The following is a 25,710-nucleotide window of genomic DNA, read 5'->3' on the forward strand; positions in this document are numbered from 1 at the left end:
AGGCGACACAGGAGATCGTCGGGGGGGCCCGTCCATCTCGTTCGCCCCGAGAACCTCGACGACTGGCTGCTCCCGGATCACCCGCGACATCCCGCCTACGACCAGCTGTCGCTGGTCCACCGGTCGGATTATCTGCGGGCCTATCTTCTGCACCATTACGGGGGTGGGTACTGCGACATCAAACGAGCGCTGCATGATTGGAACGGATCCTTCGACGCACTCGAAGAGCACCCGGACCGCTGGATCATCGGCTATCCCGACCAGCACGTGAATGACCCGGCCCGACTTCCCGGGCGCCTGGGCCATGACATTCGGAAGCACTACAGTCGTTTGGTGTCCAGTGGTGCTCTGATCACGCGCTCGCACACCGACTTCACCGCTGAATGGCTCCGGGAGATCGAGCGGCGTCTGGACTACTTCGCCGATCAGCTGGCCGAGTTCCCCGGCGGGATCCGGGGCGAGGTGGTAGGGTACCCGGTCTCCTGGACGGATGTCCTGGGCAAGATCTATCACCCGCTGCAGCTCAAGCACCTGCCGAGAATCCTCCAAGATGATCGGCTGGAGGTGGAGCTGACGGACTACCGCTGAACAGCATCGGCCGCTCTCCCCCGTCGGTCGTGACAAGCAGGCCTTAGACGCGTACTTGGCTGGCTGGCCCCTCCTCGCCGGTCCCGGCGGGTTCGGGAGCCGTCCGGTGTCTTGGGAGTGCTCGCAGTGCTCCCGAAACACCGGACGGCTCCTAAACCGTGGGGAGGGCCCGACGCGGGGATTGGTGCGGCGTGCGCGAGGGTCGACGCGGCGGGGTGCGGTGGCCGGGCCCTTGGGCCTCGGCATTGCCGCGCGGGTCCGCGGGCGGTAGGCTGTGGGTCTGCATGCCAAGGCGAGGGCGTCATCCGACGGTGACGCCGTGATCGACGAAGGCTGGTCGGCTCACGCACGAGCTGCGCTTCCCGCGCTGACGTGTGCGAGCGCGCCGGTCTCGCCCCGCCCGCCCGCACGGGTGGCCAACGGGGGACTTGGCGCACGCACTGAAGCAACGAACCGACCGGAAAGGTGGTCACCGACATGGCAGACCGCATCAAGATCTCCGCCGAAGCCCGCGACGACTTCGGCAAGGGCTACGCCCGCCGCCTGCGCAAGGCCGGCAAGATCCCCGCCGTCATCTACGGCCACGGGGCCGAGCCCGTCCACATCGCCCTGCCCGGGCACGAGACCATGCTCGCCGCCCGCAACCCCAACGCCGTGCTGTCCGTGGACGTGGACGGCACCAACCACCTGACCCTGATCAAGGACGTGCAGCGCCACGCGATCCGCCCGGAGATCTACCACGTGGACCTGCTGACCGTGCGCCGCGGCGAGCGCGTGGAGGTGGAGGTCCCCGTGGTCGTCGAGGGCGAGGTGGCCCCCGGCAACATCTCCACCCAGTCCGAGTCCGTGCTGCTGCTGGACGTGGACGCCCTGGACGTGCCCGAGGAGCTGCTGGTGGACGTCACCGACCGCCAGGACGGCGAGCACGTCACCGCCGCGGACGTGCTGCTGCCCGAGGACGTCACCCTGGTCTCCGACCCGGAGCTGATCGTCGTCAACGTCTCCGCCGAGGTCGAGCAGGACCTGGGCGAGGAGCCGGAGACCGAGGAGGAGGGCGAGGAGTCCGAGGATTCCGAGGCCTCGGAGGGCTCCGAGGAGGAGTAGCCCCCCTCGCGGGCGCCGCTTCCGGCGCCCGCACGCGAGGCCGGCCCGTCGCCCGGATCCGCGCACGCCCCGCTCGCGGGGCCGCGGAACGGCGGCGGGCCGTCGTCGTGCCGGCATCGGTCAGGCAGGAGCGCCGCCGCGCAGCGGGGCGCAGCCAGTGAGGAGTGCGAGAGCAGATGAGCCAGACGTGGCTGGTCATGGGCCTGGGCAACCCCGGGACGCAGTACGAGCGGACCCGGCACAACGTCGGGCAGATGGTCATCGGGAACCTCGCCGAGCGCATGGGCGGCACGCTCAAGCGCCACAAGGCCGGGGCGATGGTCATGGAGGGCCGCGCCGGCATCGGCGGGCCGCGGGTGGTGCTGGCCCGATCCACCGGGTACATGAACACCTCCGGCGGGCCGACGGCGGGGCTGGCCTCCTTCTACGGCATCGACCCGGAGCACGTGATCGCCGTGCACGACGAGATCGACATCCCCTTCGACGCGATCCGGCTCAAACGCGGCGGGGGAGAGGGCGGGCACAACGGCCTGCGCGACATCACCAAGGCGCTGGGGACCAAGGAGTACCTGCGCGTGCGCGTGGGGGTGGGGCGTCCGCCCGGGCGCATGGACGCCGCGGACTACGTGCTCAAGCCGTTCACCGCCGCGGAGGCCAAGCAGCTGCCGGTGCTCGTGGAGGATGCCGCGGATGCGGTGGTCTCCCTCATGGTCCACGGCCTCACGGACACCCAGCAGCAGTACCACTCCCGGGGCTGAAGCTCCCGCCGACCCGCCCCGTGCCCGGGTCCTGCGGGCGCGGGTCCGGTAAGATTCTTCCCCTGACCGTCCATCATCGCATCAGGGGGACATGCCCATGGATCAGGCCATCACGCGACGCCGCGCGCTCGGATACGGGGGAGCGGGGGTGGCCGCGGCCCTGCTGGGCTCCGCGGCCTGGGCCCCGCCGGCCGAGGCCGCCGGCACCTACCGCTCCGGGTGGGGCAACGCGGTCTTCGAGGACGACTTCTCCGGGTCCTCGCTGAGCTCATCCCGGTGGAACGTCCGGGACCGGACCTACCTCAGCCACGACTGGAGCACCATCTCCGCGGCGAACGTCGCGGTCGCGGCAGGTGCGCTCAAGCTCACCGCCAGGAAGCTGGCCTCCCCGGTCACCACCTCGGACGGACGACGCCGGGAGTGGTCCGGGGCCGAGGTGAACACGCTGGGGAAGTTCTCCCTGGAGCACGGGCGCTGGGAGGTCCGGGCCAAGATGCCGGCCGCCCCGAACCGCAGCGTGGGGCTGTGGGCCGCCGTGTGGCTGCGCCCGGATGACGGGTCCGTGCCGGGGGAGGTGGACATCGTCGAGACCTACGGCTCCAAATCCTCCCAGGCGAAGACGAAGTTCGACCCCACCAGCCGCGCGGAGACCACGGTGCACTTCAACCAGCGCCGCACCGGGTCCCTGCACGGGTGGAGCCCCAGCGGCACCGACATCTACAGCCGGTGGAACACCTGGGCCGTGGAGAAGACCCCCGCCGGGGTGCGCGGATTCTTCAACGGGGAGAAGATCCTCGACGTGCCCTCCGGCACCGCCGCGTACCGCGCCGCCTTCCCTGCCGGGAAGAAGCTGAACCTGCGGATCAGCTTCCAGGTGGGCAACTCCTACTGGGGACGGCCCACCGCCGCCACGGCCTCCGGGCAGTCCATGGAGCTGGATTACGTGCGGGTGTGGAAGCACCAGGGCTGAGGGCGGTCCGCGCTGCTCACGCGCGAAGCCCCCGGCGCGGGAGCTGGGCTCCTGCGCCGGGGGGCTTCGCGCTCGCTCGGGCGCCGCCGTCCGGGGCCGGGCGCCGCGGGACTCAGATCAGGACGGTGTGCATCGGAACGTCGGTGACCTCCGGCGGGTACCGGTAGTCCTCACCCACCTGCTCCTCCTGCTCCGCGGTGGGTTCGCCCGCCGTGGGGGAGGGGGTGGCCTGCTCGGTCCCCTCCGACTCCTGCTGGCTCCGGTGCTGCTGCTCGCTGCTGTCCATGCTCATCTCCTGGCTGTGCTGTCCGGTGTCTGCTGCTGTGCTCTCTGGCGCCTGCCGGCGCGGTGGTCCGTTCTCAGACGTAGACGGGGCCGCGTTCGATGACTAAGGTCTCCCCGTCCACGGTCACCTCCCGTCGGCTGTACACCGGCGTGGTGCCCACGCAGCCGCTCACGGACGCCGTGAAGTAGGGCTGCTCGGTCGCGGACTTGTACTGGCCCTGGGCGTTGAAGGACCACCCGCCCGTGTAGGTGAGGGTGTAGGCGTAGTAGCCGGGACGGTTCGGATCCTGCTGCGCGGAGCTGATGGACCACTGGCTGGAGCCCAGGTTTCTCCAGCCGAGCCGGCCCAGGCTGGTGGGGAACCAGAGGGTCAGCTGGGCGTCCGCCACCTTCGTGGCCGACGTCGCCCCCTCCACCCACAGGCCGCGCTCGGGGTAGCTGCCCCTGCCGTCGATGGTCATGGTGGTGGTGCTGCTGCGGCAGCTGCGCTGGATCTGCACCGAGCCCTGCAGGCCCAGCTTCGGGCTGGCGGCCTGGGCCGGGACGGCGGCGGCCGCGGCGACCGCGGGCAGGGACCAGGCGGCCCCGCGGGCCAGCGTGCGGCGCGATATCGGATGGGCGGACTGCGGTGCGTCCACGGACATGGATCTCCCCCTGAATTCCTCGGTGTCCCCCACGCGAAGAAGCCTCCCGGTGCCGGTTTCCCCCGGAGCAGAGGGAGGCCCTCACGGTGGTCTTCGAAGATCTTATGTGGGGGTGGGAAAACCCGTCAACCGGGCCTGCCGCCGCGGCCTCAGTCCCTCTCGCCCTCGTGGTACCGGTCCCGCTCCTGGGCCGCTCGCGCCTGCTCGGCGTCCGGCTCCTGCCCGTCGAACGTGTCCACGGCCACGCCCTGGGCGCGCAGCTTCTTGTAGTGGGCGTTGCGCAGGGCCAGCAGCACCCCGCCGATGATGGCGGCCAGGAAGGACCCCGTGAGCACGCCCACCTTGGCGTGGTCGTCGTGGGCGCTGCCCAGACCGAAGCTCAGCTCCGCCACCAGCAGCGCCACCGTGAAGCCGATGCCGCCCAGCATGGCCAACCCGAGGACGTCCGGCCACTTCAGGTCCTCGTCCTTGGTGGCCGGGGTGAGGGTGGTGAGCAGCCAGGTGGAGGAGAAGATGCCCGCGGTCTTGCCCAGGACCAGGCCGAAGATCACGCCCAGCGCCACCGGGTCCGTGAACGCGGAGACGATGCCGTCCACCCCGCCCACGGCCACCCCCGAGGCGAAGAACGCGAAGACCGGGATGGCCACGCCGTTGGAGATCGGCTGGTAGCGGTGGGCCAGGCGCGGAGCCAGGCCGATGGGCGCCTCCCCGTGCTGGGGATCGGTCCGGTGCAGCACCGGCACCATGAAGCCCAGCAGCACCCCGGCGATGGTGGCGTGCACCCCCGCCGAGTACACCAGCAGCCAGGTGAGCACCCCGATGGGCAGCAGGATGACCCACGGGGCCCAGGGGGAGAAGGCGAAGAAGCGCGGGTACCGATGGGTGAGGAACCAGAACAGGGCCAGCGGCACGATGCTGGCCGCCAGGAAGCCGAACTGCACGCCCTCGGAGTAGACGAAGGCGATGATGACGATGGCGATCAGATCATCCACCACGGCCAGCGTCAGCAGGAAGGTGCGAGCCGCCGTCGGCAGGGCGGAGCCCACCACCGCCAGCACGGAGACCGCGAAGGCGATGTCCGTGGCCGTGGGCACGGCCCACCCGGCGAGGGTCTGCGCGTCGCCCCAGGCCAGGTTGATGCCCGCGTAGATCAGGGCCGGCACCAGCACGCCGCCGAAGGCCGCGGTGATGGGCACGATGGCCTTCTTGACGTCGTGCAGCTCACCGTCGACGAACTCGGACTTCAGCTCCAGGCCCGTCATGAAGAAGAAGATCGCCAGGAGACCGTCCGAAGCCCACTCCCCGATGGTGTGGTTCAGCGCCTCCACCCCGGGGATGCCCAGGTGGGTGTCCCGGGCACCGAAGTACAGGCCCTCCAGGGGGCTGTTGGCGAAGATCAGGCCGAGCAGCATCGCGGCCAGCAGCAGCAGGCCTCCGGTGTTCCCGGCGCGCAGCCGGTCCGCGATCCTCCCTGCGCTGTAGCCTTCCTCTTCCAGTGTGGTGACCATGGGTTCCTCCGTGACGGTCCCGCGGCTCGGCGCCGTGGGGACGGGTGCGGTGCGATGGAACGACGACGGCGCCGCGCGGGTGGGCGTCGGCGCCGTCGTCGGTGCAGGTGATCGAGTCTACTTGTTGATCCAGTGCTCGGCCTCGCGGCTCTGCAGGGTCAGGGCCTTGGACATGTACGGCTCCGCGGCCTGGGCCAGCTTCTTGCCGACCAGCGGGATGTTGGCCTTGACCTCGCCCTCCAGGGCCACCTGGGTCTTCTCGCCCTCGGCGGTGAGCTTCTGGGTGAGGTTCGCCGAGACCGGCACGGCACCGGCGCTCACGGAGGTCTCCACGTCCCGGGAGCCGTCCGCGCCGGGGGCCTTGAACAGGTCCTTCTGGGTGAGGGTCACGCCGTTCTTGATGAACTTCTGGGCGAAGCCGGGGATCTTGTCCCCGCCCACGGAGCGCACCGTGGTGACGGTGAAGGCACCGGCGGTGTCCCCGTCCACGGAGAAGCTCTCGAACTGCACGCCGGCCTGCTGGCTGACGTGGCGGGCGAAGTCCTCGGAGGCGTAGGCCTGCACGACCTTGCCCACCGGGGCGTTGATGGAGGTGGTCTCGTGAATGCTCATGCCAGGCAGTCTACCCAAGCCCTCAGTACGCGCCGGCCCCGGCGAAGACCGCCTTCACGGTGCGGGCCAGGATCAGCAGGTCCCCGGTCACGGACCAGTTCTCCACGTAGTACAGATCCAGGCGCACGGACTCCTCCCAGGACAGGTCCGAGCGTCCGCCCACCTGCCACAGGCCGGTGATCCCGGGCTTGACCATGAGCCGCCGGTACATGTCCTGCTCGTAGGCGGCCACCTCCTCCGGCAGCGGGGGGCGCGGACCCACCAGGGACATCTCACCCACCAGGACGTTCCACAGCTGCGGCAGCTCGTCCAGGGAGAGCTTGCGCATCACCTTCCCCACCCGGGTGATCCGGGGGTCGTCGGCCATCTTGAACAGCACCTCGTTCCCGGCGCCCTCCCGCGCCAGCTGCTGGCGCAGCCGGTCCGCGTCCGGGACCATGGAGCGGAACTTGTGCATCCGGAAGGGGCGGCCCTCCCGGCCGATGCGCTCCTGGTGGAAGAACACCGGGCCGCCGGGGGAGTCCGCCTTGATCAGGAGTCCGAGCAGGAGGAACACGGGGGCCAGGACCAGCAGACCGAGGGCGCTGAGCACCACGTCCATCCCGCGTTTGACGGCCGCGGTGCCGCCGCCCATGCGCGGGGTGTGCACGTGGACCAGGGGGATCCCGTTCAGCGGCTGCATCTGCAGGCGCGGACCGGCGATGTCGGTCAGCGCCGGGGCCATGGCCAGTCCCACGTGCTCCTGGGCCAGCATCCACCCGAGCCGGCGCAGCTGCCGCGGGGTGAGCAGGTGCCCGGAGGAGATGGCGACGACGTCGGCCCCGCGCTCGCGGACCACGGCCATCACCGCCTCCGGCTCCGGATCCGTGCCCAGCAGCGGCAGGTCCGTGCCGGGCAGGAGGCCGCGCTCCGGCAGCTCGTGTCCGGCGGGGTAGGCCCCCACGGGCGTGTACCCGTAGTTGGAGGCCTCCACGAGGCGCCGGTCCAGGTGGCCGATCGAGGGCAGATCCCCGATGAGCAGGGTCTTGATCCGAGCCCGGCCGCGGCGTCGCCAGGCCACCAGGGCCACCCGGAACATCCAGCGGCTCAGCAGCAGCAGGGCGATGCCCAGGGGCGCGGCCAGGATGACGTAGCCGCGGGCGAGGTCCGTGCGGCTGATGTAGGCCAGCACGGCCAGGGCGGCGAACAGCCACAGGGAGATCCGCACGACCCGCCGGTACTCCTCGCTGCCGGCGCCGAGGATCTTGGCCTGCCGGGCCCCGCCCACGCCGAGGGCCGCCCACCAGACCAGCACGAGCAGCGCCGAGAACAGGGTGTAGGAGATCGTCTCCGCGCCGGCCCCGTCCAGCAGCCGGGTACGGGCCAGCCCGAAGCGCAGCAGCTGGGCCCCGGCCACGGCGGCGATCAGCACCAGCAGATCCGTCACGCTGAGCAGCCGCTCCGCCTTGCGATGCCAGGACATGCGGGCGGTGGTCAGTCCCGGCTGCTCCCCGAGCCCGCGGGGGGAGGCCGTCGGCAGGGTCTCAGGCATTGAATACCTGCGCCTCCCGGCTCAGCAGCTCCAGCGCGGTGCGCAGCTTGGTGCTGGAGGTGTGGCGGGTGTACGGGAAGTACACCACCTCCACGCCGACCTCCGCGAAGCGCCGCTCCAGGTCTCGGCCGCGGTCCGTGCCCTTCCAGTCATCGCCCTTGAAGAACACGTCGAAGTGCAGCTGCTCCCAGGTCTCCAGCTTGTCCTCGACGGTCTCCGGGTGCACCTGGTCCACGTAGCTGATGTGGCTGACGATCTCCATCCGCTCCTCCAGCGGGATGATCGGCGCCCGACCCTTGGTCAGCTCCAGCATCTCGTCGGAGACCACGCCGGCGATCAGGTGGTCGCAGCGCTGCTTGGCCTCCCGCAGGATGTTGAGGTGGCCGATGTGGAACAGGTCGAAGGCTCCGGCGGCGTATCCGATGGTCATGGGGACTCCTTCAGCGGTTCTCGGGAAGCGGGCGGACGGGGCGGGAGAGCAGCTGCATCAGCCGCCGGGGAAAGCGCCGGCGGGGCGGGCTCGGGGCCTCCAGCAGCGTGGTCAGCGAGTCCTCCAGCTTGCGGGCGGCCTGCTCCGGGTGGGGCAGGCGCGGGGCCGTGCGGAAGGCCTCGGGCTGGGCCAGGGCCCGGTCCAGGGCGTCGAACAGCTCCTCCCGGGAGGTGGCCATGACGGCCTCGCCCTGCTCGGCCATGATCCGGGTGAACTGGATCTGGTGGTCGTCCACCACCTCGCCCAGGTCCTGGCGCCGGGGCACGGCCACGGGCACGATGCCGGCCTCCCGCGCGTCGAGGATGGAGCCGGGGCCGCCCTGCACGAGCACGGCGGCGGCGCCGCGGTAGGTCTCCAGCAGCTGCTCGCGCGGCATCCGCTCCACCCCGGTGCAGCGCTGCGGCGCCTTCGTGAAGCCGTGCTGGATGTGGCACCGGGTGCCCGGCCGGGCGAGGGCGTAGTCCTCGCACCAGTCCAGGAGCCGGTCGAAGGGGTGGTGGTCGGTGCCGAGGGAGACGACGAGGTCGTACTCCCGCACGGCGGGATCGGTCACGGGTTCTGCGGCGGACATGGCAACCTCCTCGGACGGCGCGCTCACAGCACGGCGCCGATGTTGACGGACTCGGGGAACGCCTCCTGCTGCTGGTCCCACTGCACGACGAACAGGTCGCAGAACGGGTAGCACAGGCGGGCGCTGAGCGTGGGCATGGTGATGCGGTCGTAGGCCTCGATGAACACCGTCGGGATGCCCAGCAGGCGGGCGGCGATGAAGTAGGAGACGGAGACCGCGGCGCCGGTGGAGATCACGGCGTCGGGTCGCTCCCGGCGCAGGGAGCGCCAGGCCAGGCGCAGGTTGCGCACGGCGTTGGGCAGGTTCCGGGTGGTGGGGTGGTGCACCCAGTAGGCGGTCTCCCCGCTGAGGGCGGCTTCCACCTCGGGCAGGCGGAAGGTGGCCCACGCTCGGTCGTGGTGCTCCCACAGGGACCTGAGCGCCAGCAGCTGGGCGAGGTGGCCGCCGGCAGAGGCGACGAGCATGAGCTTCATGGTGGTTCTCCTTCGGAGGCGGTGAGGCGGCGGTTCAGCGGATCAGCGGAGCAGGATGACGGCGTCCACCTCCAGGTCCGCGCGGCGGCAGGCGGCGGCCAGGCGCCGCAGGGCGCGACGCCGGGTGGTGGGGCTCAGCGCCAGGATCAGGCGCTGGCTGCGGTCCAGCTCCTCGGCGGTGCGGGCGTCCACCCCCGTCAGGCTCAGGTGGTGCGTCTCGGCCCCGCTGGTCTCCTGGAGGGAATCGGCCACCAGCCACCCGATGGACTCGTCGGCGGGCAGGTTCAGCACGGTCGCGGAGCCCGGCTGCACGCCGGGGCGCAGGCCCCACCGGCGCCACAGCAGCGCGGTCTGCTCCGGCAGGTCCTGCGCGTCGGCTTCCAGGACCTCGGCGTCCAGGATCTGGGCGGCCCGGTCGGGGAAGGCGACCCGGGGATCGGTGCGGTCCCGCACCGCGGCGGCCACCACGCCCAGGAGGAAGCCGCCGATCAGCCCGGCCAGCAGGTAGTAGGCCAGGCCGGGGGAGGAGGAGTGCTCGTCCTGATCGGCCGGGGTGATCACGGCGCCGGCCTGGCGGGGGGCGGCCAGGGCCTGGGCCCGGGCCTCGCGCAGCCGGCGCACCTGCTGCTCGTCCGCCTCGGGGGAGAGTCCGCCGATCTGCTCGTCCAGGTGCCGCACGGCCTCGTCCACGGCCTGGTCCACGTCCTCGGCCCGCTGGTCGAGGTAGGCCTGGGCCAGGGCGTCGGCCATGTCCGCGGCCTGTCCGGCGTCCTCGGCGTGAGCCTCGAAGGTCAGCACGGAAGTGCCGGTGTCCGAGGAGACCGAGACGTGCGAGCGCAGCTGCTGGGTGCCGAAGCGCTTCTCCTGCTCGTGGGCGCGGCGGGCCACCTCCTCGGAGGCGGCGATCTTGCGCTCGGTGGCGATCTCCACCTTCTGGCCGGCCGACGGGGCGGCGGTGACCACGGAGCTCAGCGGATCCACCCGGACCTCCGTGGAGGCGGTGTAGCTGCGCGGGGTCAGCAGACCCAGGAGCAGGGCCAGGAGCAGGACCAGGCCCCAGACGAGGAGCAGGGTGGGCCACCGGCGCAGCACGCGGCGGGCCTGCTCGCCGGCGGTGGGAACGGCCTCGGCGAAGGCGGGAGCGGGATGGATGGTCATCGGTTCTCCAGGAGGTACGGGGACGGGAGGGTCGGTTCGGGGGTCGGGCATCGGCATTCGGCTCATCCGGTGCGTCGGCGGGCGGAGAGGAAGGCCTCCAGGCCGAGGGGGCGGCGCAGGATCCACAGCAGCGCCAGGTACGCCCCGCACACGGCGACGGCGTGCACGAGCAGCCCCACCAGGCCGGGGCCGAGCAGCAGGCGGACCAGCAGCCCGCCCAGGCCCACCACCCCCAGGGCGAGGCCGGCGGCGGGCAGCAGCTCGGCGGGCCGGGCGCGGATGCCGAGGCGCCGGTGCACCTGCTCGGCGGCCAGACCGCAGTCGATCAGCACGGCGGCGGCCCAGGCCGTAGCCGCCCCGCGCAGCCCCCACAGGGGGACCAGCGTCAGGTTCAGCGCCACGGCCGCGGCCAGCGAGGAGAGCTTGTTGTACAGCTGCCACCGGGAGCGCCCGGCCATCAGCAGCACGGACTGCACGCCGCCGGCGGACATCGCCAGCATCATGGCCGGGCAGATGATCACCAGAGCCTGGGCGCCCAGGGGGAAGCCGGCACCGAAGATCCCGAGGATCCCGGGGCCGAAGAGCATGAGCGTCAGGTAGAACGGCCAGGCGAGCATCACGAGGGCCCGCGTGGTGTCCACGAAGATCCGGCGGGCCCGCTCCAGGGCGTCGGAGGCCAGGGCGGCGCTGATGGCCGGTCCGGTGACCACGCGCGCGGTGTGCTCGACCATGACTCCCACGCGCACGCACCGGTTCACCGCCCCGTAGATCCCGGAGGCGGCCAGGCCCATCACCGCCCCGACCACGATCACGTCCACCCATTCGAGGACGGCCTCCACCAGGGCGGCCACCCCTCGGGCGGAGCTGAAGCTCCAGAAGGAGGCTCGGGTCTCCCGGTGCTCGGAGGCCGGGACCCCGGGCTGGTGGCGGGCGTCGTCCCGGCGCAGGATTCCCAGCACCGGGGGCAGGCCCACGGCCAGCACCACGAGCACGGGCACCGTCCAGGCCGCGGCCAGCAGCCCCATGGACCCGCCCAGCAGGACGGCCGCCCCCACGGCGCCCACGCGCAGGGTGGGCAGCAGTCCGTTCTGCAGGGCGGTGAAGCGCACCACCTGCTGGTCCCCGCGCAGGACGCCGAAGACCAGGGTCATGGCCGCGGCCAGCACGAGGAAGGGCGCGGCGATGCGCACCGCGGTGCGGGTGGCCTCCCCGGCGTCGGGGGCCAGCAGGCTCCACGCCACCCCGGCCAGACCGGTGAGCGCGGACAGCAGCAGGACGGGCCCGGCGGCGAAGCGCACGAGATCGCGCACCGGGGTGCCGCCGGGGCGAGCCGTCTGGGCGGAGACCGTGCGCACCAGGCCGGTGTCCGCGCCGAAGACGCTGAAGGAGGTGGCGATGGTGAACAGGGCCATGATGTTGAAGAAGCTGCCGGCCCCGCGCTCGCCGATCGCGTTGGAGACGATCAGCGAGGCGGCGAAGGCCGCGGCGGCCCCGTACAGGACGAACACCGAGGACAGGGCCCCGGAGCGGGCGAGGGAGGGACGGCGGGTGCTCACAGCGGATCACTGTCCAGACGGGCGCGGCCCAGCAGGGCAGTGAGGAGCAGCAGGGTGATCATCTGCATGGTGTCGAAGGAGTAGAAGACGAACATCAGGCAGCAGGAGACCAGCACGGCGTGCAGCCAGAGGCCGCTGGTGCCCACGGGCCGCGCCCAGCGCAGCACCGCGCCCAGCAGGAACCACAGGAACAGGGCCGCGGCGACGAACCCGTAGCAGAACAGGAGTGTCCAGAGGTAGCCCTGGGTGCCCAGGGAGACGCCGACGGAGGGCTCCATCTGGGTGGTGCCGTGGCCCAGGAGGGGAGATTCCAGGGAGCGCTCCCAAGTAGCCCGGTACAGGGCGCTGCGCCCGCCCGTGGAGTCGCTGTACTCCTGGCGGGCGAGCACGGAGCCCGCGGCGCCGGAGGCGAACAGGGCGATGCCGGCGGCCAGCAGCCCCAGCCCGCCCGCGGCCACCGCGGCCCACCGGCCGCGCAGTCCGGCCCGGATCCAGACGGTCAGCACGCACAGACCCAGCCCGAGGAACATGCCCCGGTTGCTGGAGGCCAGGGCCGGGATCACGGACAGCGCGCCGAGGCCCGCGTACCAGAGGACCACGCGCAGCCGCGCCCCGCGCAGCAGGCGGGCCACCACCACCGGGGTGAGCAGGGCGTAGGCCAGTCCCCAGCTGTTGGCGTAGACGAACGGTGCGGAGGGGCGGATGTAGGGGGCCGGAGCGCCCCACGGCTGCTGGGTCTCGGTCAGGCGGGGAGCGACGTAGTCGTGCACGAGGTCGTTGGACATCAGCCCGCCGGGCATGATGGCGCCCATCGGGGTGCTCAGGCGCGCCTCGGGGAAGGCCAGGCCCAGGCAGCCCAGCAGCACGCAGGCCGCCCAGAGCCCGGACAGGGCACGCAGCACCGCATCCGGGCCGAGGGTCTCGCGGGCGTTGGCGTAGTACAGCGCGCAGATCCCGGCGTTGAGCACGACGGTGAAGCGCATGCCCCAGCCGATCAGGTCCGTGGCCGAGCCGAGCATCGCCGTCGAGCCCAGCATCCACAGCAGCAGCGCCCCCCAGGCCCACAGACCGGGCAGCACCCGCAGGTGCCCGCGCAGCAGGAGCAGCGCGAGCATGAGCAGGCACAGGACCGTGGGGGCGAACTGGGACAGCCCCAGCGCCCACAGGACCGGGTAGCCCCAGATCAGACCCAGCAGCGGCCACGCCGGCAGGGCCCGCCCGCCGGCGGCAGGACGGGGGCGGGCAGCGGAGGCCTCGGCGGCGGGGCGCACGGCGGCGGATGCGGTCAAGGGGTCACAGCCCCTTCCCGGTCTTCTCCACCCACCGCACCAGGGTCTCCCCGGAGATGACGCCGGCGGCCACCACCAGGGCGGCCCAAGCGCGCAGCTGGCGGGGATCCCGGCGCAGGGCCGCCCGCGCCCAGGTGCGCGCCCGGCCGCGGTGTCCGGCGGCGGCGTGGCAGAACGCCACCTGCCCGGCGATGCGGGCCAGCCCGCGCGGGCTGGACTCGAACTCCGGGAACTTGCGCAGCAGGTACGTCAGACCGGCGGCCATGTTCTCCCAGCGGCGGGCGAAGAAGGAGGGACGATCCCACAGGACCCGCACCAGGGGAGCGGTGACGCTGAGGATGGGGCCGGTGCGGGCCGTGCGCAGCAGGAAGTCGTAGTCCTCCCCGTAGGAGGCGGGCAGCTCCTCGTCGAAGGGGCCGATGGCCCCGCCGGGCAGCAGGTCCTCCCGCCGGTAGATGGTGGAGGTGGAGTGCAGGGCCGCCACCCGGTCCCGCAGCAGGTCCTCGAACTCGGCGCGGGCGGGGGCGAGCATCCGATGGTCCCGTCCGTCGCTGCGCAGCAGCACCGAGCAGGACACGGCCGCGGCCTCCGGGTGCTCGCGCCACAGCCGCACCTGCGCGTCGAGCTTGCCGGGCAGCCACTCGTCGTCATCGTCGCAGAACCCGATCAGCTCCCCGGTGCCCAGCTGCGCCCCGGTGTTGCGTCCGCCGGCCAGCCCCTGGCGGTGCTGGTTGGCGACGGTGCGCAGGGTGCGCCCGGCGGGCACCGCCACGTCCTCGAGGGGGTCGATGGCGATGTGGTCGTAGGAGACGATCACCTCGACCTCCCCCGGGTAGTCCTGGGCGAGCAGGGAGCGCACGGCCCGGCGCAGCAGCTCCGGACGTCCGATGGTGGCGATCACCGCGGTGACGCGGGGCAGGTTGCTCATGAGGGATCTCCCGGGGTGTTCAGGGACTGGTACTTGCGGCGCATGGACACGGCCACGGTCAGGACGGTCGCGGCCAGCAGCAGGCCGTAGGCGATGACGAACACGGTGCCGAAGCCCCACAGGAGGAAGATCCAGCACAGCGTGCCCGCGTCCATGTGCAGGTTCAGGAAGGAGCGCAGCGTCCCGCCCGAGGAGGGCGCGGCGGTGCGGCGGGTGCGCCGCAGCTGCTCGGCGAGGATCTGACTCATGAAGTGGCCCACCGCCACCACGCAGAACAGCAGCGGCATCCAGGCCGAGCCCCAGCCGTGGCCGGGGAAGTGCTCGGGGTGGCGCAGGAACCCGACGGCCACCGTCAGGTGGATGGCGGGCACGCGCACGGAGTCCACGACGTGGTCCAGCCACTCCCCGCCGGGCGAGGAGGCCCCGGTGACCCGAGCCACCTGGCCGTCGGCGGAGTCCATCGCGTATCCCAGGGCGAACAGCAGGGCCGCGATCACGGCGGTGAGCACCGTGGGATCGGCCAGCAGCAGCACCGCGATGGCCCCGGCGGACAGCAGAGCGGAGACCGCGGTGACCCCGTTGGGGCCGATCCCCAGCGCCACGGCGCCGGCCGCGAAGACCCGGGCCGCCCGGCGGTTGACCCACCGGGTGTAGGCGGGCACGCCGTGCCCGGGCTTCTGGGCGCCGTTGAGGGCTCGGAGGGTCTCGGCGAAGCCGGGACGGTCGGTCTGGGAGCGGCTCATCGGGCGTCCTCCTGATCCTCGGCGGCACCCGCGGGCGCGAGGAGCGCGGCGGTCAGGCCGAAGCTGGAATCCGGGGTGGAGCGGTAGTTGGCGTGGACTTCGGCGCCCAGCACGATCTCCCCCTCCTCCGGCAGATCCTCGGCGGGGATGGTCACGGTGATCGGGCTCTTTCGGGCCGCGCCCGTGCGGGGAGCGGCGGTGGCATAGGAGCTCAGGGTGATCTTCCCGTCGGGCAGGTTCTCCCGGCGCACCTCCTTGCCGTTGACCGTGAGCAGCAGGCCGTCATCGGCCCAGGTCCGCAGCCGGAGATCCCCGTGGCCCTTCTCCAGCCGGACGGTCTTGCGGTAGTAGGTGGTCAGCGGCTTGGAGGCGGCGCGCTCCAGGGTGGTGCCCAGATCCTTCGAGCCCCAGCCCAGGGGAGCGGTGCCCCGGTGCCACCCGTCCTCCTGCGCGGGATCATCGGTGTTCCAGGAGGGATCCGAGGCGGTCTCGGCCTGGCGGTACTCCCACTCGTCGGACTCCTCGACCAGCGCGGTCTCCCGCGGCTGCTCGGTGGCGGAGGGGGTGGGCTCGGCCGTGGTCTGCTCCTCGGGGGAGGCGGAGGCGCTCGGCTCGGGCTCGGCGGAGGCCTGCTCGGAGGCCGAGGGGCTGGGCTGCTCCTCCGGGGAGGCGGAGGTCTGCTCCTCGGGGGTGGGCGTGGGCTCCGGGGTCTGCGGGGCCTGCTCCTCCTCCGGCTTCTGCCCGGCGGCGACGGGAACCAGGGTGGCCGAGTGGTTCTGGGCCGAGTCCATGGCTCGCACCGCGTACCGGGCGCCGTCTCGATGCGAGACCTCCAGGCGGTTCTCCCGGGTGGAGCCGATCACCCTGCCGTCGCGCAGGACCTGGTAGGTGACGTTCTTCTCGGCCACGGGGGCCCAGGTGACGGCGTCGCGCTCACCGGCGGTCACGGCCACGGACTGCGGCACGGCCGGCGGCTGCACATCCCGGGGGGCGAAGCGGACGAATCCGCCGCTCCACTGAGAGGAGCCGGACACGGACACGGAGCGATCCAGGCTGCCCCCGGCCCACAGGACCCCGCGGGAGTCGGTGAAGCTGGACCACACGCCCCAGCCGCCGGGGCCCTTCAGATCCGGGTTGAACTCGGGCAGGTAGCTCCCGGTCTGCTCATCCCAGGCGCCGATCAGGCTGATCTCATCGGCCACATCCCAGGCGGAGTCGTTCTGCGAGTGGTACTGGGCGCCCTGGTAGGTCCAATCCCCGCAGTGGCAGGAGCCGTACAGGGTGCGCCCGGAGGAGGACAGGGACTGGAAGTCCCCGCCGTCGCGGGTGATGTTGGAGCCGGTGCGCTGCAGGGTCCGGGAGTCGTAGCGGTGCAGCATGTGCTCGGTGCCGCCGACCCAGACCTGGCCCTCATCGGTGTCCTGGACGTCGAACTGGAAGCCCCACATGACCTGATCCGGGGAGGCCGGGGTGTAGCTGGGCTTGTAGTTCCACTCCCGGGGCTGCACGGCGTCCGAGGCGTTCACGGCGGCCAGGCGGAAGGCGGAGCTGTCCTTGGAGCGGCTGAAGTACCCGGCGGCGTAGACGCGCTCGCCGTCCGTGCTGGCGCCGATGCCGTTGACCGTGCCGTTGAAGTTGGGGTTCCAGTTCCGGTCCGGCTTCCGGTCGGCGATGCCGATGCGCACCGCGTTGCGCGCCCAGACGGCTGGGGTGTCCGGTCCGGTGGTGTGGGTGAACGCGCCGGCCAGGTACAGGGAGCCCTCGCGCACGTCCATCGCCTTGACCTGCACCACGCCGGTCTTGGTGCGGTTCTCCAGGCGCACGTCCGACCAGGCGGGATCCAGCGCTCCGGTGCGCGGGTCCAGCACGGCGAAGCCCGGACGGTCCTCGCCGTTCACGTGGGTGAACTCCCCGCCGATGGCGAGCTTGCCGTCCACGACGGCCATGGCCTTGACCTGCCCGTCCAGGCGGGGGCGGAACTCCTGCCGGGGAGCGGTGGTGTCCCGGTCCAGACCAGCCAGGTAGGACTGGTCGAAGCTCTCGCCGGCATCGGATCCGCGGTTGAGCTTGGCGAAGTTCCCGCCCACGAAGACGGTGCCGTCCACCTCGGCGAAGGCCTGGACCTGGGTGTTCATCTCCGTGCGGGTGCCGTTGGCGTAGCCGGTGGCGCCCCAGGAGGTCTTCTCCGCGCCGCTGTTGGGCAGCTCGCGGCGGTCCGAGGCCGTGTAGGAGCCGTTCTCGGCGGTCTGCAGACCGGCGAGGTCGCTGCTGCGCACCTTGGGGCGCAGGTACATCTGGGTGAAGGGCTGGGCCCAGCCGTTGGTCTCGGACCAGAGGTAGGAGGACGGGTTCTGCCCGACGCCGGAGGAGACGGATCCGGGGCGCACGCTACGGTCGTAGCCGAAGCCGGTCACGTAGCCCTGGTCCTTGGACTCCCGGAAGAGCACCCGGTTGTAGGCGCGGTTGCCGGGCTGGCCGAAGTACTCGGTGGTCTGATCCGCGGTGGGGCGCGAGGTGGAGTAGTCGGAGCCGTACGAGGAGCCGCTGCCGCAGAAGATCTGCCACCAGCTGCAGGAGCTGCCGGAGGAGGGGTTGTCGAAGGAGAAGGAGGTCAGGGGGGTCTGGGAGCGGAAGGTCCAGGTCCAGCGCGGGGAGTACTTGCGCTGCATCCGCACCTCCTGCCACTGGCTGCCGGAGGTGTCCAGGGCCCGCCGCAGGCGGATGCCGTCGGACAGCTCGGTGGGGGCCTGCCCGTTCAGCAGGGCGTCCACGGTGGTGGAGGGCAGCTGGGCGGTGGAGAAGGCGCCGGTGCCGTCCGGGGTGTCCGCGATGTCCTGGGCGGAGCCGGTGCCGGCGTAGGTCTCCTTCCAGTTCTCGCGGCCGCGCCCGATCATGACCCAGCCGCCGCCGTCGGTCTCCTGGTCGCAGTGGAACTGCTGCGGCTGCGGCAGCTGCGGGGTCCACAGCCAGTAGGTCCCGGACTTCGCGGAGGGGTCGTTCTGCTTGATTTCCCAGCAGGAGGCCGCGGCGGTCTCCTGGGAACGGCCATCCGCCTCGGACGGGGCGGCGGTGGCCGGGGCGGCGCCCAGGGGCAGGGCCACCAGCAGGGCGAGGGCTCCGGCGGCGCTCAGGCGCAGGCGGCGGCCCGGGGCCGAGGAGGACTCGGCCGGGTGGTTCCGGCGGCGGCCGGAGAGGAGTCGGGACATGGGGGCCTCGTTTCGGGTGAGGTGGTGTGTGATGGGTGTGCAACGTGGGGGCCGGGCCGGCGGGCCCGGGGCCCGAGCGCGGTGGCCGGGCTTCGGCTCAGCAGGCGGTGTCCGCTGGCAGGGCGTGTTCGGCGACCATCCAGGTGCCGTCCTGCTGGACGAGGGTGTAGAGATTCAGGACCCGCTCCGGTCCGGAGCCGGTGCCCAGCGTCTTGCCGGCCTGGTCCAGGACCTTCACGTCGCTGGAGTCCAGGCAGACGGCCAGCTGGCGGGCGGGGGCGCCGTCGTGCTCGAGGGTGCGCATCCGGGGCTGCCCGACCACGCGGGGCCGCCCCTCGATGCGCCAGCCGTTGGCCCGCGCCTCACTGAGCTCCGCGAGGGCCTCCTCCAGGGCGGACCCGCTGAGGTGCTGGGCCAGCTCCTGCGCGCCGGGCGCGGATTCCTCCGGGTCCGCTTCCCCAGCGTCCGCGGAGTCCTCGGTCTCCTGGGCCTGCTTCCCGGCGGCCTTCTCCTGGGCGGCCAGGGCGGCGTCCAGGGCCTGGGGTTCGGCGTCCTGCGGGGCGGGGGCGTCGGTGAAGCTGTCCTTGGGGGCCTCGGGATCGGCGATCGCGGTGGCCGGGGCCGAGGGCTGCGGGGAGGCCGAAGCCTGCGCGGACGGGTGGGAGGGATCCGCGGAGGCCGCGGCCGTCTCCGATGCCTCGGCGTCGCCGGCCTCGTGGTCCGCTCCGGTGCGGGCCAGCGCCCACCAGAGACCGAACCCGAGGACCAGGGCCAGGATCAGGACCCCGACCGCGATCCGGCGGGTGCGGGCGACGGGATGGTGGTGCTCCGTCATGGATTCCCCCTGAGAAGACGTGCGATGTGATGCGATGGCCGGCTCCCGGCCGGTCGTGCGGCAGGGAGGGGCGCCCGGTGCGCGAGCGGTGATGCCGGCGATGACCGGCGGGCTCCCGGCGGAGGCCCGAGTCCGGGTGCGGCGGCGGGCCCCGCCCGCCGCCGCGTCCGGAGGACGGCCTCAGGCGTCCCGGCGGTTCAGCCGACGCCGGCGGGCGAGGACCAGGAGGGCCCCGCCCAGGGCCAGGAGGCCGACGCCGAGGATACTCCAGCCGGTGACGGCGGCGCCGGTGGAGGCCAGCCGCTCACCGGACGACGCGGTGCTCGACGTCGGCTGCTCCGCGGTCGTGCCGGCCGCGGGCTGGGCCTGCTCGCCGAGGGTCGGGATGCGATCCCCGGGGCCGGCGGAGGTGGGCGCCGGGGCCGCGGCCGTGCTGGTGGAGGCCGAGGGCGTGCTCGAGCCCCCGGCCTCCGGGGTGACCGGAGCGGAGGGCACGGCGGAGGTGCTGGCCGAGGGCGAGGGCGTGCTCGCGCCGGAGGGCGTGGCCGCCTCCGACGGCGTGCTCGACGCGGAGGGCGTGGCACGGGGCGACGGAGTGGCGGAGGCGCTCGGGGACGGGGTGGCCGTCGCCGAGGGCGTGGGCTGCGGGCCGGTCGGGGTGGTGGCCGACGGGGAGGGGCTGGCGCTGGGTCCGGGCACGCTGTCCGGCGCCGTCAGCGCCAGGGTCGCGGTGTAGGCGCCGCTGGCCTCCCGGCTGCTCACCTCGTAGCGGTTCAGGGCCTCGGTGGCCCCGGGGGCGTGGGTGGCGCTGTAGGTGATGCGCAGCACCTGCCCTTCGGGAACGTCCGGCAGGCCCAGGACGAACCCGGAGTCCCGGCAGTCCACCGCGGAGGGCTGCACCGTGCTCCAGGCCTCCGGCAGCCGTCCCTGTGAGCTGGCGCCCTGCTGCACGGTGAGGCTGGAGCAGTCCAGCTGGGCGTCCAGCGGCGAGTCGCCCAGGCGCAGGTCGGTGAGCGGGCCGGGCAGGTCCACGGTGGACAGCACGCGGGCGCCGTCCTGGCGCATGTGCTTGCTCGGCGTGCTGGGCGCGAACTGCGCGGCCGGGGCCGCGGCGTCCTGATCCGCCTGAGCCGGACCGACGACGAGGCCGGCCAGCGCCAGCCCGGCGCACAGCGGCAGCGCCGCCCGGGCGCGTCCCCGCACGCGGGCGGACCCGCCCCGCGGGGCGGCGGTGAGATGTGGATGAGCCGACGCAGACGGCGTCGACGGGTGCTGAGCGATGATGCTCCTGCGCATTCTTCCCCCTAGATGATGCGACAGACGGCGCCCTGAGCTCCCCCGAGCTCGCGGGCACCGCAGTATTCAGTTGTTCCAGTGCCCATGATGCTACTCCAAACCGGCAGACGCCACCCCTGGGACGTGCATCCGATCACGGCTGCGCCCGCCCGGGCGCCGCCCGTCCCGCCGTTCGCCGGGCGAGCAATCCCGTTCCCGCGCCGCGGGACGGGGACTAGCCTGGTGAGGTTCCCCGTTTCCGCTCGCCCGCCCTCGTGAGGATTCCGACACCATGAGCCTGACCGGTCTGCGCACCGCGCTGTCCCAGGAGTCCACCTTCGCCAACGTGCTGCGCCAGGCCTCCGTGCCCGCCGCGCAGCGCTCCGCGGAGACGGTCATCGGCGCCGCCGAGGGGCTGCGCGCCCCGCTGGTCGCGCAGATCTCGGACGGCCTGGCCGCCGCGGACGCCGCCAGCGGGCGCGCGGACGGACACGCGCCCGTCGTGCTGGCCGTGACCGCCACGGACCGGGAGGCCGAGGACCTGGAAGCGGTCCTGGGCTCCTACCTGCCGGAGGAGGCCGTGACTCGCTTCCCTGCGTGGGAGACCCTGCCGCACGAGCGGCTCTCCCCGCGCTCGGACACCGTGGGCCAGCGCCTGGCCGTGCTGCGCCGGCTGGCCGAGGAGCGGGATGGCACGCGGGTGGTCATCGCCCCCATCCGCTCCGTGCTCCAGCCGATCGCCGCCTCCCTGGACGCGATGCGCCCGGTGCGCCTGGCCGTGGGGGAGGAGCGGGACTTCGAGCAGACCGTGCAGGCCCTGTCCGATGCCGCCTACTCCCGGGTGGATCTGGTGACCCGCCGCGGGGAGTTCGCGGTGCGCGGGGGCATCCTGGACGTGTTCTCCCCGGTGGAGGACCACCCGGTGCGCATCGAGTTCTTCGGGGATGAGGTCGAGCAGATGCGGTGGTTCGCCGTTGCGGATCAGCGCACCTTCACCCCCCAGCACGGGCGGGACCCGCAGGAGCTGATCGCCCCGCCGTGCCGGGAGATCCTCATCACCCCGGCCGTGATGTCCCGGGCCGCGAAGCTGAAGGACTCCCTGCCGGGCGAGGAGTCCATGCTCGAGCGGATCGCCGGCGGCATCTACGTGGAGGGCATGGAGTCCCTCGCGCCGCTGCTGGTGGACGCCATGACCACCCTCGTCGCCTCCCTGCCGGCCGGCTCCCTGGCGGTGCTGTGCGAGCCGGAGCGGATCCGCACCCGCGCCGCGGATCTGGTGGCCACCAATCAGGAGTTCCTGCTGGCCGCATGGGAGCAGGCCTCCGACGGGCAGGCCGCGCCCATCGACCTGCAGGAGACGGGCCTGGCCGCGGGCTCCTTCATGGACGTCGCCGAGGCCCGGGCCCAGGCCCTGGAGGCCGGGATCGGCTGGTGGGCCATCACGAGCCTGGGCGTGGACGAGGCCATCGAGGACGACGCCGACACCCTCACCATCGCGGTGCGCGCACCCCTGACCTTCGCCGGGGACGTGCAGGCCCTGCTCGACGTCGTCGCCCAGCACGTGCGCGAGCAGTGGCAGGTGGTCGCGGTGACCGAGGGCCCCGGACCGCTGAAGCGCCTGGCCGAGCTGTTCCGGGAGGCCGACCTGCCCGCCGCGATCCACGAGGACCTCACCGAACCTCCGGCTCCCGGGGTCATCGCCCTGACCACCGCCGCCCACGGCACCGGCTTCGTGCTCGAGGAGGCGAAGATCGCCTTCCTCACCGAGGCGGACGTGCTCGGGCGGGCCAGCCCGTACACCACCAGGGACATGCGCAAGCTGCCGGCCAAGCGCCGTCGCAACGCCGTGGACCCGCTGGCCCTGAAGGCCGGGGACTACGTGGTGCACGAGCAGCACGGCATCGGCCGCTTCGTCGAGCTGATCCAGCGGCCCATCGCCGGGGCCATGGTCAAGCCCGGTCAGCCCAAGCCGATGAAGGAGTACCTGGTCCTGGAGTATGCCGCGGCCAAGCGCGGGGCCCCGAAGGACCGATTGTTCGTGCCCACGGACCAGCTGGACCAGGTCACCAACTACGTCGGCGGGGACGCCCCGACCCTGTCCAAGATGGGCGGCTCGGACTGGGCCAAGACCAAGTCCCGGGCGCGCAGGGCCGTCAAGGAGATCGCCGCGGACCTGATCCGCCTGTACTCCGCGCGCATGGCCTCCCGCGGGCATGCCTTCGCCCCGGACACCCCCTGGCAGCGGGAGCTGGAGGACGCCTTCCCCTACATCGAGACCCCGGATCAGCTGACCACGATCAACGAGGTCAAGGCGGACATGGAGAAGGAGACGCCGATGGACCGGCTGATCTCCGGGGACGTCGGCTACGGCAAGACCGAGGTGTCCGTGCGCGCCGCGTTCAAGGCCGTGCAGGACGGCAAGCAGGTCGCAATCCTGGTGCCCACGACCCTGCTGGCCCAGCAGCACACCGAGACCTTCACCGAGCGGTTCTCCGGTTTCCCAGTGCGGGTGGCGACCTTGTCCCGGTTCCAGACGCCCAAGGAGTCCCAGGCCGTGGAGGCCGGGATCGCCGACGGCTCCGTGGACGTCGTCATCGGCACCCACCGGCTGCTCTCCCAGGCCGTGAAGTTCAAGGACCTGGGCCTGGTGATCATCGACGAGGAGCAGCGCTTCGGCGTCGAGCACAAGGAGAAGCTGAAGACCCTGCGCACCAACGTGGACGTGCTGGCGATGTCCGCGACCCCCATCCCGCGCACTCTGGAGATGTCCCTGACCGGGATCCGGGAGACCTCCACCCTGGCGACGCCGCCGGAGGAGCGCCACCCGGTGCTCACCTTCGTCGGGCCCAGCACGGACCAGCAGGTGGCCGCCGCGATCCGCCGGGAGCTGATGCGCGAGGGCCAGGTGTTCTTCGTGCACAACCGGGTCTCCTCGATCGACCGCACCGCCGCGGACCTGCAGCGACTGGTCCCGGAGGCGCGCATCGCCGTCGCCCACGGGCAGATGAGCGAGGCGCGGCTGGAGCAGATCATCGTGGACTTCTGGGAGAAGCGCTTCGACGTGCTGGTGTGCACCACCATCGTGGAGACCGGCCTGGACATCTCCAACGCCAACACGCTGATCGTGGATCGGGCCGACCACTACGGGCTGTCCCAGCTGCACCAGCTGCGCGGGCGCGTGGGACGCGGCCGGGAGCGGGCCTACGCCTACTTCCTCTACCCGCCGGAGAAGCCGCTGGGGGAGGTGGCCCTGGAGCGGCTGAAGGCCGTGGCCGCCCACAATGAGCTCGGCGCCGGGATGCAGCTGGCCATGAAGGACCTGGAGATCCGCGGGGCCGGGAACCTGCTCGGCGGGGAGCAGTCTGGGCACATCGCCGGGGTCGGCTTCGACCTCTACCTGCGTCTGGTGGGCGAGGCCGTGGCCGACTTCCGCGGGGAGAAGGAGGAGGCGGCCCCGGCGGAGATGAAGATCGAGCTGCCGGTGGACGCGCACCTGCCCCACGACTACGTGCCGGGGGAGCGGCTGCGCCTGGAGGCCTACCGCAACCTCGCCGCGGCCGCGACCGACGAGGCCGTGGACGAGGTGGCCGCGGAGCTGGCCGACCGCTACGGCGAGCTGCCGGAGCCGGCCCGGAACCTGCTGGCCATCGCCCGGCTGCGCATCCGCGCCCGGGCCGCGGGCCTGAGCGAGATCATGACCATGGGCTCCAAGATCCGCTTCCACCCGGTGGACCTGCCGGACTCCCGGCGGATGCGCCTGGAGAGGATGTATCCGGGGGCGCTCGTGAAGCCTGTGCCGGGCACCGAGATCCGGCAGATCCTGGTGCCCAAGCCCAAGACGGCGCCGGTGGGCGGGAAGGATCTGGTGGACGGGCAGATCCTGGCCTGGGTCCGGGAGTTCATCGACGCGATCCTCGCCTGAGCGCCCGGCGCGAGCTCGCCGCCCGCGCGTCCCGCCCGGACGGCGAGCTCGTCCGCCGCTCCTCCGGGTGCGCGAAGGCCCCCTGACCGGATCCGGTCAGGGGGCCTTCGCGCGGGTGCCGCACCCGGCCGTGCGCCGAGGCGACGGCGTCGGGCTGGGATCAGGCGGGATCCTGCATGGTGGCCCGCCCGCTCACGGCGTGCTTGCGGGTGCCGCTGTTGAGCAGCCACAGCGGGATCAGGAAGGTCACCGCGTAGGCGGCCAGACCGAGGACGAACACGGGTCCGGCCTTGGGATCCGAGATCCAGTAGGAGAACAGCACCAGGGAGCCGCACAGCAAGGCGAAGCACAGGATGAAGGTCAGGATGTTCGAGGCCAGGTGCCCCTGACCGGAGTAGGTGCGGACCCGGGTGGCGCCGTCGCGGCGCTGCCCCGTCTGCGCGGTGCGTCCGGTCTCGGCGTGGGTGGTGCTGGACATGGTGCCTTCCGTCCTTCTCGTGATGATGGGTCCCGCCGTCGGCATCGGATGGCGATGTGCGCGCGAGACCGGGGTGATGCGTCTGACCCCAGTATAGGGAGGCCCCGGGGCGGGGCGCAGGTCAGGACGCGGAGACCAGGGCCGGGCCCTTGGAGGCGCCGATGCGGTTCGCGCCCGCGCCGATCATGGCCAGGGCGTCCACGCGGGAGCGGATCCCGCCGGAGGCCTTGACCCCGATGTCGGGGCCGACCGCGGCGCGCATCAGGCGCACGTCCTCGACGGTGGCCCCGCCGGTGGAGAAGCCCGTGGAGGTCTTCACGAACTCCGCGCCGGCCGCCACGGCGGCCCGGCAGGCCAGGGTCTTCTGCTCGTCGGTGAGCAGGCAGGCCTCGATGATGACTTTGAGGATCGCCCCGCCCTCGGCCACGGCCTCGTGCACGGCGCGGATCTGCTCCGTCAGCGCGGTCTCGTCCCCGGCGATCGCCGTGGCGATGTCGATGACCATGTCGATCTCCTGGGCCCCCTCCGCGACGGCCTCGCGGGCCTCGAAGACCTTCGAGGCCGTGGTGCTGGCGCCCAGGGGGAAGCCGACGACGGCGCAGGTGCGGGGGGCGGCGTCGGCCAGCTGCGCGGCGACCAGCGGCACCCACACGGGGTTCACGCACACGGCCGCGAAGCCGTACTCGATGGCCTCCTGGCACACGCGGCGCACCTGCTCGGCGGAGGCATCCGGGGCGAGCAGGGTGTGGTCGATGATGGCGGCGAGTTCGGTGTCCATGGGGTCCT

The 25,710-nt window shown here is 72.6% G+C and carries 23 protein-coding genes; 5 read left to right on the forward strand and 18 right to left on the reverse strand.

Going from position 1 to position 25,710, the window contains the following annotated elements:
• Positions 1-333 precede the first annotated feature (333 nt).
• The 4 genes from I6G21_RS06805 (at position 334) to I6G21_RS06820 (ending at position 3,420) form a co-directional block, all read left to right on the forward strand.
• Positions 334-588 (forward strand): hypothetical protein, encoded by a 255-nt coding sequence (locus tag I6G21_RS06805; RefSeq protein WP_129357855.1) that lies wholly within the window; start codon positions 334-336, stop codon positions 586-588.
• A 477-nt stretch (positions 589-1,065) separates the two neighbouring features.
• Positions 1,066-1,692, forward strand: coding sequence for a 50S ribosomal protein L25/general stress protein Ctc (locus I6G21_RS06810; RefSeq protein WP_055684353.1), 627 nt, complete (start codon positions 1,066-1,068; stop codon positions 1,690-1,692).
• A 176-nt stretch (positions 1,693-1,868) separates the two neighbouring features.
• Positions 1,869-2,450, forward strand: coding sequence for an aminoacyl-tRNA hydrolase (gene pth / locus I6G21_RS06815; RefSeq protein ID WP_055684354.1), 582 nt, complete (start codon positions 1,869-1,871; stop codon positions 2,448-2,450).
• A 91-nt stretch (positions 2,451-2,541) separates the two neighbouring features.
• Positions 2,542-3,420, forward strand: a complete 879-nt coding sequence (locus I6G21_RS06820; protein WP_081046148.1) for a glycoside hydrolase family 16 protein — start codon at positions 2,542-2,544, stop codon at positions 3,418-3,420.
• A gap of 112 nt (positions 3,421-3,532) precedes the next feature.
• Here I6G21_RS06820 and I6G21_RS06825 read toward each other — a convergent pair whose 3' ends face one another.
• From I6G21_RS06825 to I6G21_RS06900, 16 genes are all read right to left on the reverse strand, one after another.
• Positions 3,533-3,706, reverse strand: coding sequence for a hypothetical protein (locus I6G21_RS06825; RefSeq protein ID WP_165590093.1), 174 nt, complete (start codon positions 3,704-3,706; stop codon positions 3,533-3,535).
• Between the two features lie 73 nt (positions 3,707-3,779).
• A complete protein-coding gene (locus tag I6G21_RS06830) occupies positions 3,780-4,349 on the reverse strand; it encodes a hypothetical protein (protein ID WP_058730627.1) in 570 nt (189 codons plus the stop codon).
• 149 nt (positions 4,350-4,498) lie between these two features.
• Positions 4,499-5,857: a Na+/H+ antiporter NhaA gene (gene nhaA / locus I6G21_RS06835; protein WP_081046147.1), complete on the reverse strand. Its 1,359-nt coding sequence runs from the start codon at positions 5,855-5,857 to the stop codon at positions 4,499-4,501.
• Positions 5,858-5,974: 117 nt separating this feature from the next.
• Positions 5,975-6,469, reverse strand: coding sequence for a DUF2505 domain-containing protein (locus tag I6G21_RS06840; RefSeq protein WP_058730626.1), 495 nt, complete (start codon positions 6,467-6,469; stop codon positions 5,975-5,977).
• 22 nt (positions 6,470-6,491) lie between these two features.
• A complete protein-coding gene (locus I6G21_RS06845) occupies positions 6,492-8,000 on the reverse strand; it encodes a sugar transferase (RefSeq protein WP_081046146.1) in 1,509 nt (502 codons plus the stop codon).
• Positions 7,993-8,430, reverse strand: coding sequence for an adenylyltransferase/cytidyltransferase family protein (locus I6G21_RS06850; protein ID WP_055684358.1), 438 nt, complete (start codon positions 8,428-8,430; stop codon positions 7,993-7,995). Before I6G21_RS06850 ends, I6G21_RS06845 begins: the two co-directional genes overlap by 8 nt.
• Positions 8,431-8,440: 10 nt before the next feature.
• Positions 8,441-9,061, reverse strand: coding sequence for a hypothetical protein (locus I6G21_RS06855; protein WP_058743462.1), 621 nt, complete (start codon positions 9,059-9,061; stop codon positions 8,441-8,443).
• 23 nt (positions 9,062-9,084) lie between these two features.
• Entirely contained in the window at positions 9,085-9,534 is a 450-nt protein-coding gene (locus tag I6G21_RS06860; protein WP_055684360.1) for a glycosyltransferase, read from the reverse strand.
• Positions 9,535-9,576: 42 nt separating this feature from the next.
• Entirely contained in the window at positions 9,577-10,692 is a 1,116-nt protein-coding gene (locus tag I6G21_RS06865; RefSeq protein ID WP_058731477.1) for a YveK family protein, read from the reverse strand.
• 62 nt (positions 10,693-10,754) lie between these two features.
• Entirely contained in the window at positions 10,755-12,248 is a 1,494-nt protein-coding gene (locus I6G21_RS06870; RefSeq protein ID WP_055684362.1) for a lipopolysaccharide biosynthesis protein, read from the reverse strand.
• A complete protein-coding gene (locus I6G21_RS06875; RefSeq protein ID WP_165590092.1) occupies positions 12,245-13,537 on the reverse strand; it encodes an O-antigen ligase family protein in 1,293 nt (430 codons plus the stop codon). The genes I6G21_RS06870 and I6G21_RS06875 overlap by 4 nt, the downstream gene beginning before the upstream one ends.
• A 4-nt stretch (positions 13,538-13,541) precedes the next feature.
• Positions 13,542-14,465, reverse strand: a complete 924-nt coding sequence (locus I6G21_RS06880) for a glycosyltransferase family 2 protein (RefSeq protein ID WP_055684363.1) — start codon at positions 14,463-14,465, stop codon at positions 13,542-13,544.
• Positions 14,462-15,208: a CDP-alcohol phosphatidyltransferase family protein gene (locus I6G21_RS06885; RefSeq protein WP_055684364.1), complete on the reverse strand. Its 747-nt coding sequence runs from the start codon at positions 15,206-15,208 to the stop codon at positions 14,462-14,464. The genes I6G21_RS06880 and I6G21_RS06885 overlap by 4 nt, the downstream gene beginning before the upstream one ends.
• A complete protein-coding gene (locus I6G21_RS06890; protein ID WP_055684365.1) occupies positions 15,205-18,414 on the reverse strand; it encodes a fibrinogen-like YCDxxxxGGGW domain-containing protein in 3,210 nt (1,069 codons plus the stop codon). The genes I6G21_RS06885 and I6G21_RS06890 overlap by 4 nt, the downstream gene beginning before the upstream one ends.
• A gap of 97 nt (positions 18,415-18,511) precedes the next feature.
• Positions 18,512-19,249, reverse strand: a complete 738-nt coding sequence (locus I6G21_RS06895; protein WP_055684366.1) for a hypothetical protein — start codon at positions 19,247-19,249, stop codon at positions 18,512-18,514.
• A 180-nt stretch (positions 19,250-19,429) separates the two neighbouring features.
• Entirely contained in the window at positions 19,430-20,452 is a 1,023-nt protein-coding gene (locus I6G21_RS06900; RefSeq protein WP_058731559.1) for an LPXTG cell wall anchor domain-containing protein, read from the reverse strand.
• Between the two features lie 364 nt (positions 20,453-20,816).
• Here I6G21_RS06900 and mfd point away from each other — a divergent pair, with 364 nt between their 5' ends.
• Positions 20,817-24,446: a transcription-repair coupling factor gene (gene mfd, locus I6G21_RS06905; protein ID WP_129357857.1), complete on the forward strand. Its 3,630-nt coding sequence runs from the start codon at positions 20,817-20,819 to the stop codon at positions 24,444-24,446.
• 160 nt (positions 24,447-24,606) lie between these two features.
• Here the strand turns inward: mfd and I6G21_RS06910 are convergent, their stop codons facing one another.
• Complete coding sequence (locus I6G21_RS06910; protein ID WP_055684369.1) at positions 24,607-24,924, reverse strand: hypothetical protein; 318 nt, start codon at positions 24,922-24,924, stop codon at positions 24,607-24,609.
• A 121-nt stretch (positions 24,925-25,045) separates the two neighbouring features.
• Positions 25,046-25,702 carry a deoxyribose-phosphate aldolase gene (gene deoC / locus I6G21_RS06915; protein WP_055684370.1) on the reverse strand — a complete coding sequence of 219 codons (657 nt, stop codon included), beginning with the start codon at positions 25,700-25,702 and terminating at the stop codon, positions 25,046-25,048.
• Between the last annotated feature and the right edge of the window lie 8 nt (positions 25,703-25,710).

It is taken from the genome of Rothia kristinae (genome assembly GCF_016028855.1).
Taxonomy (GTDB): Bacteria; Actinomycetota; Actinomycetes; order Actinomycetales; family Micrococcaceae; genus Rothia; species Rothia kristinae.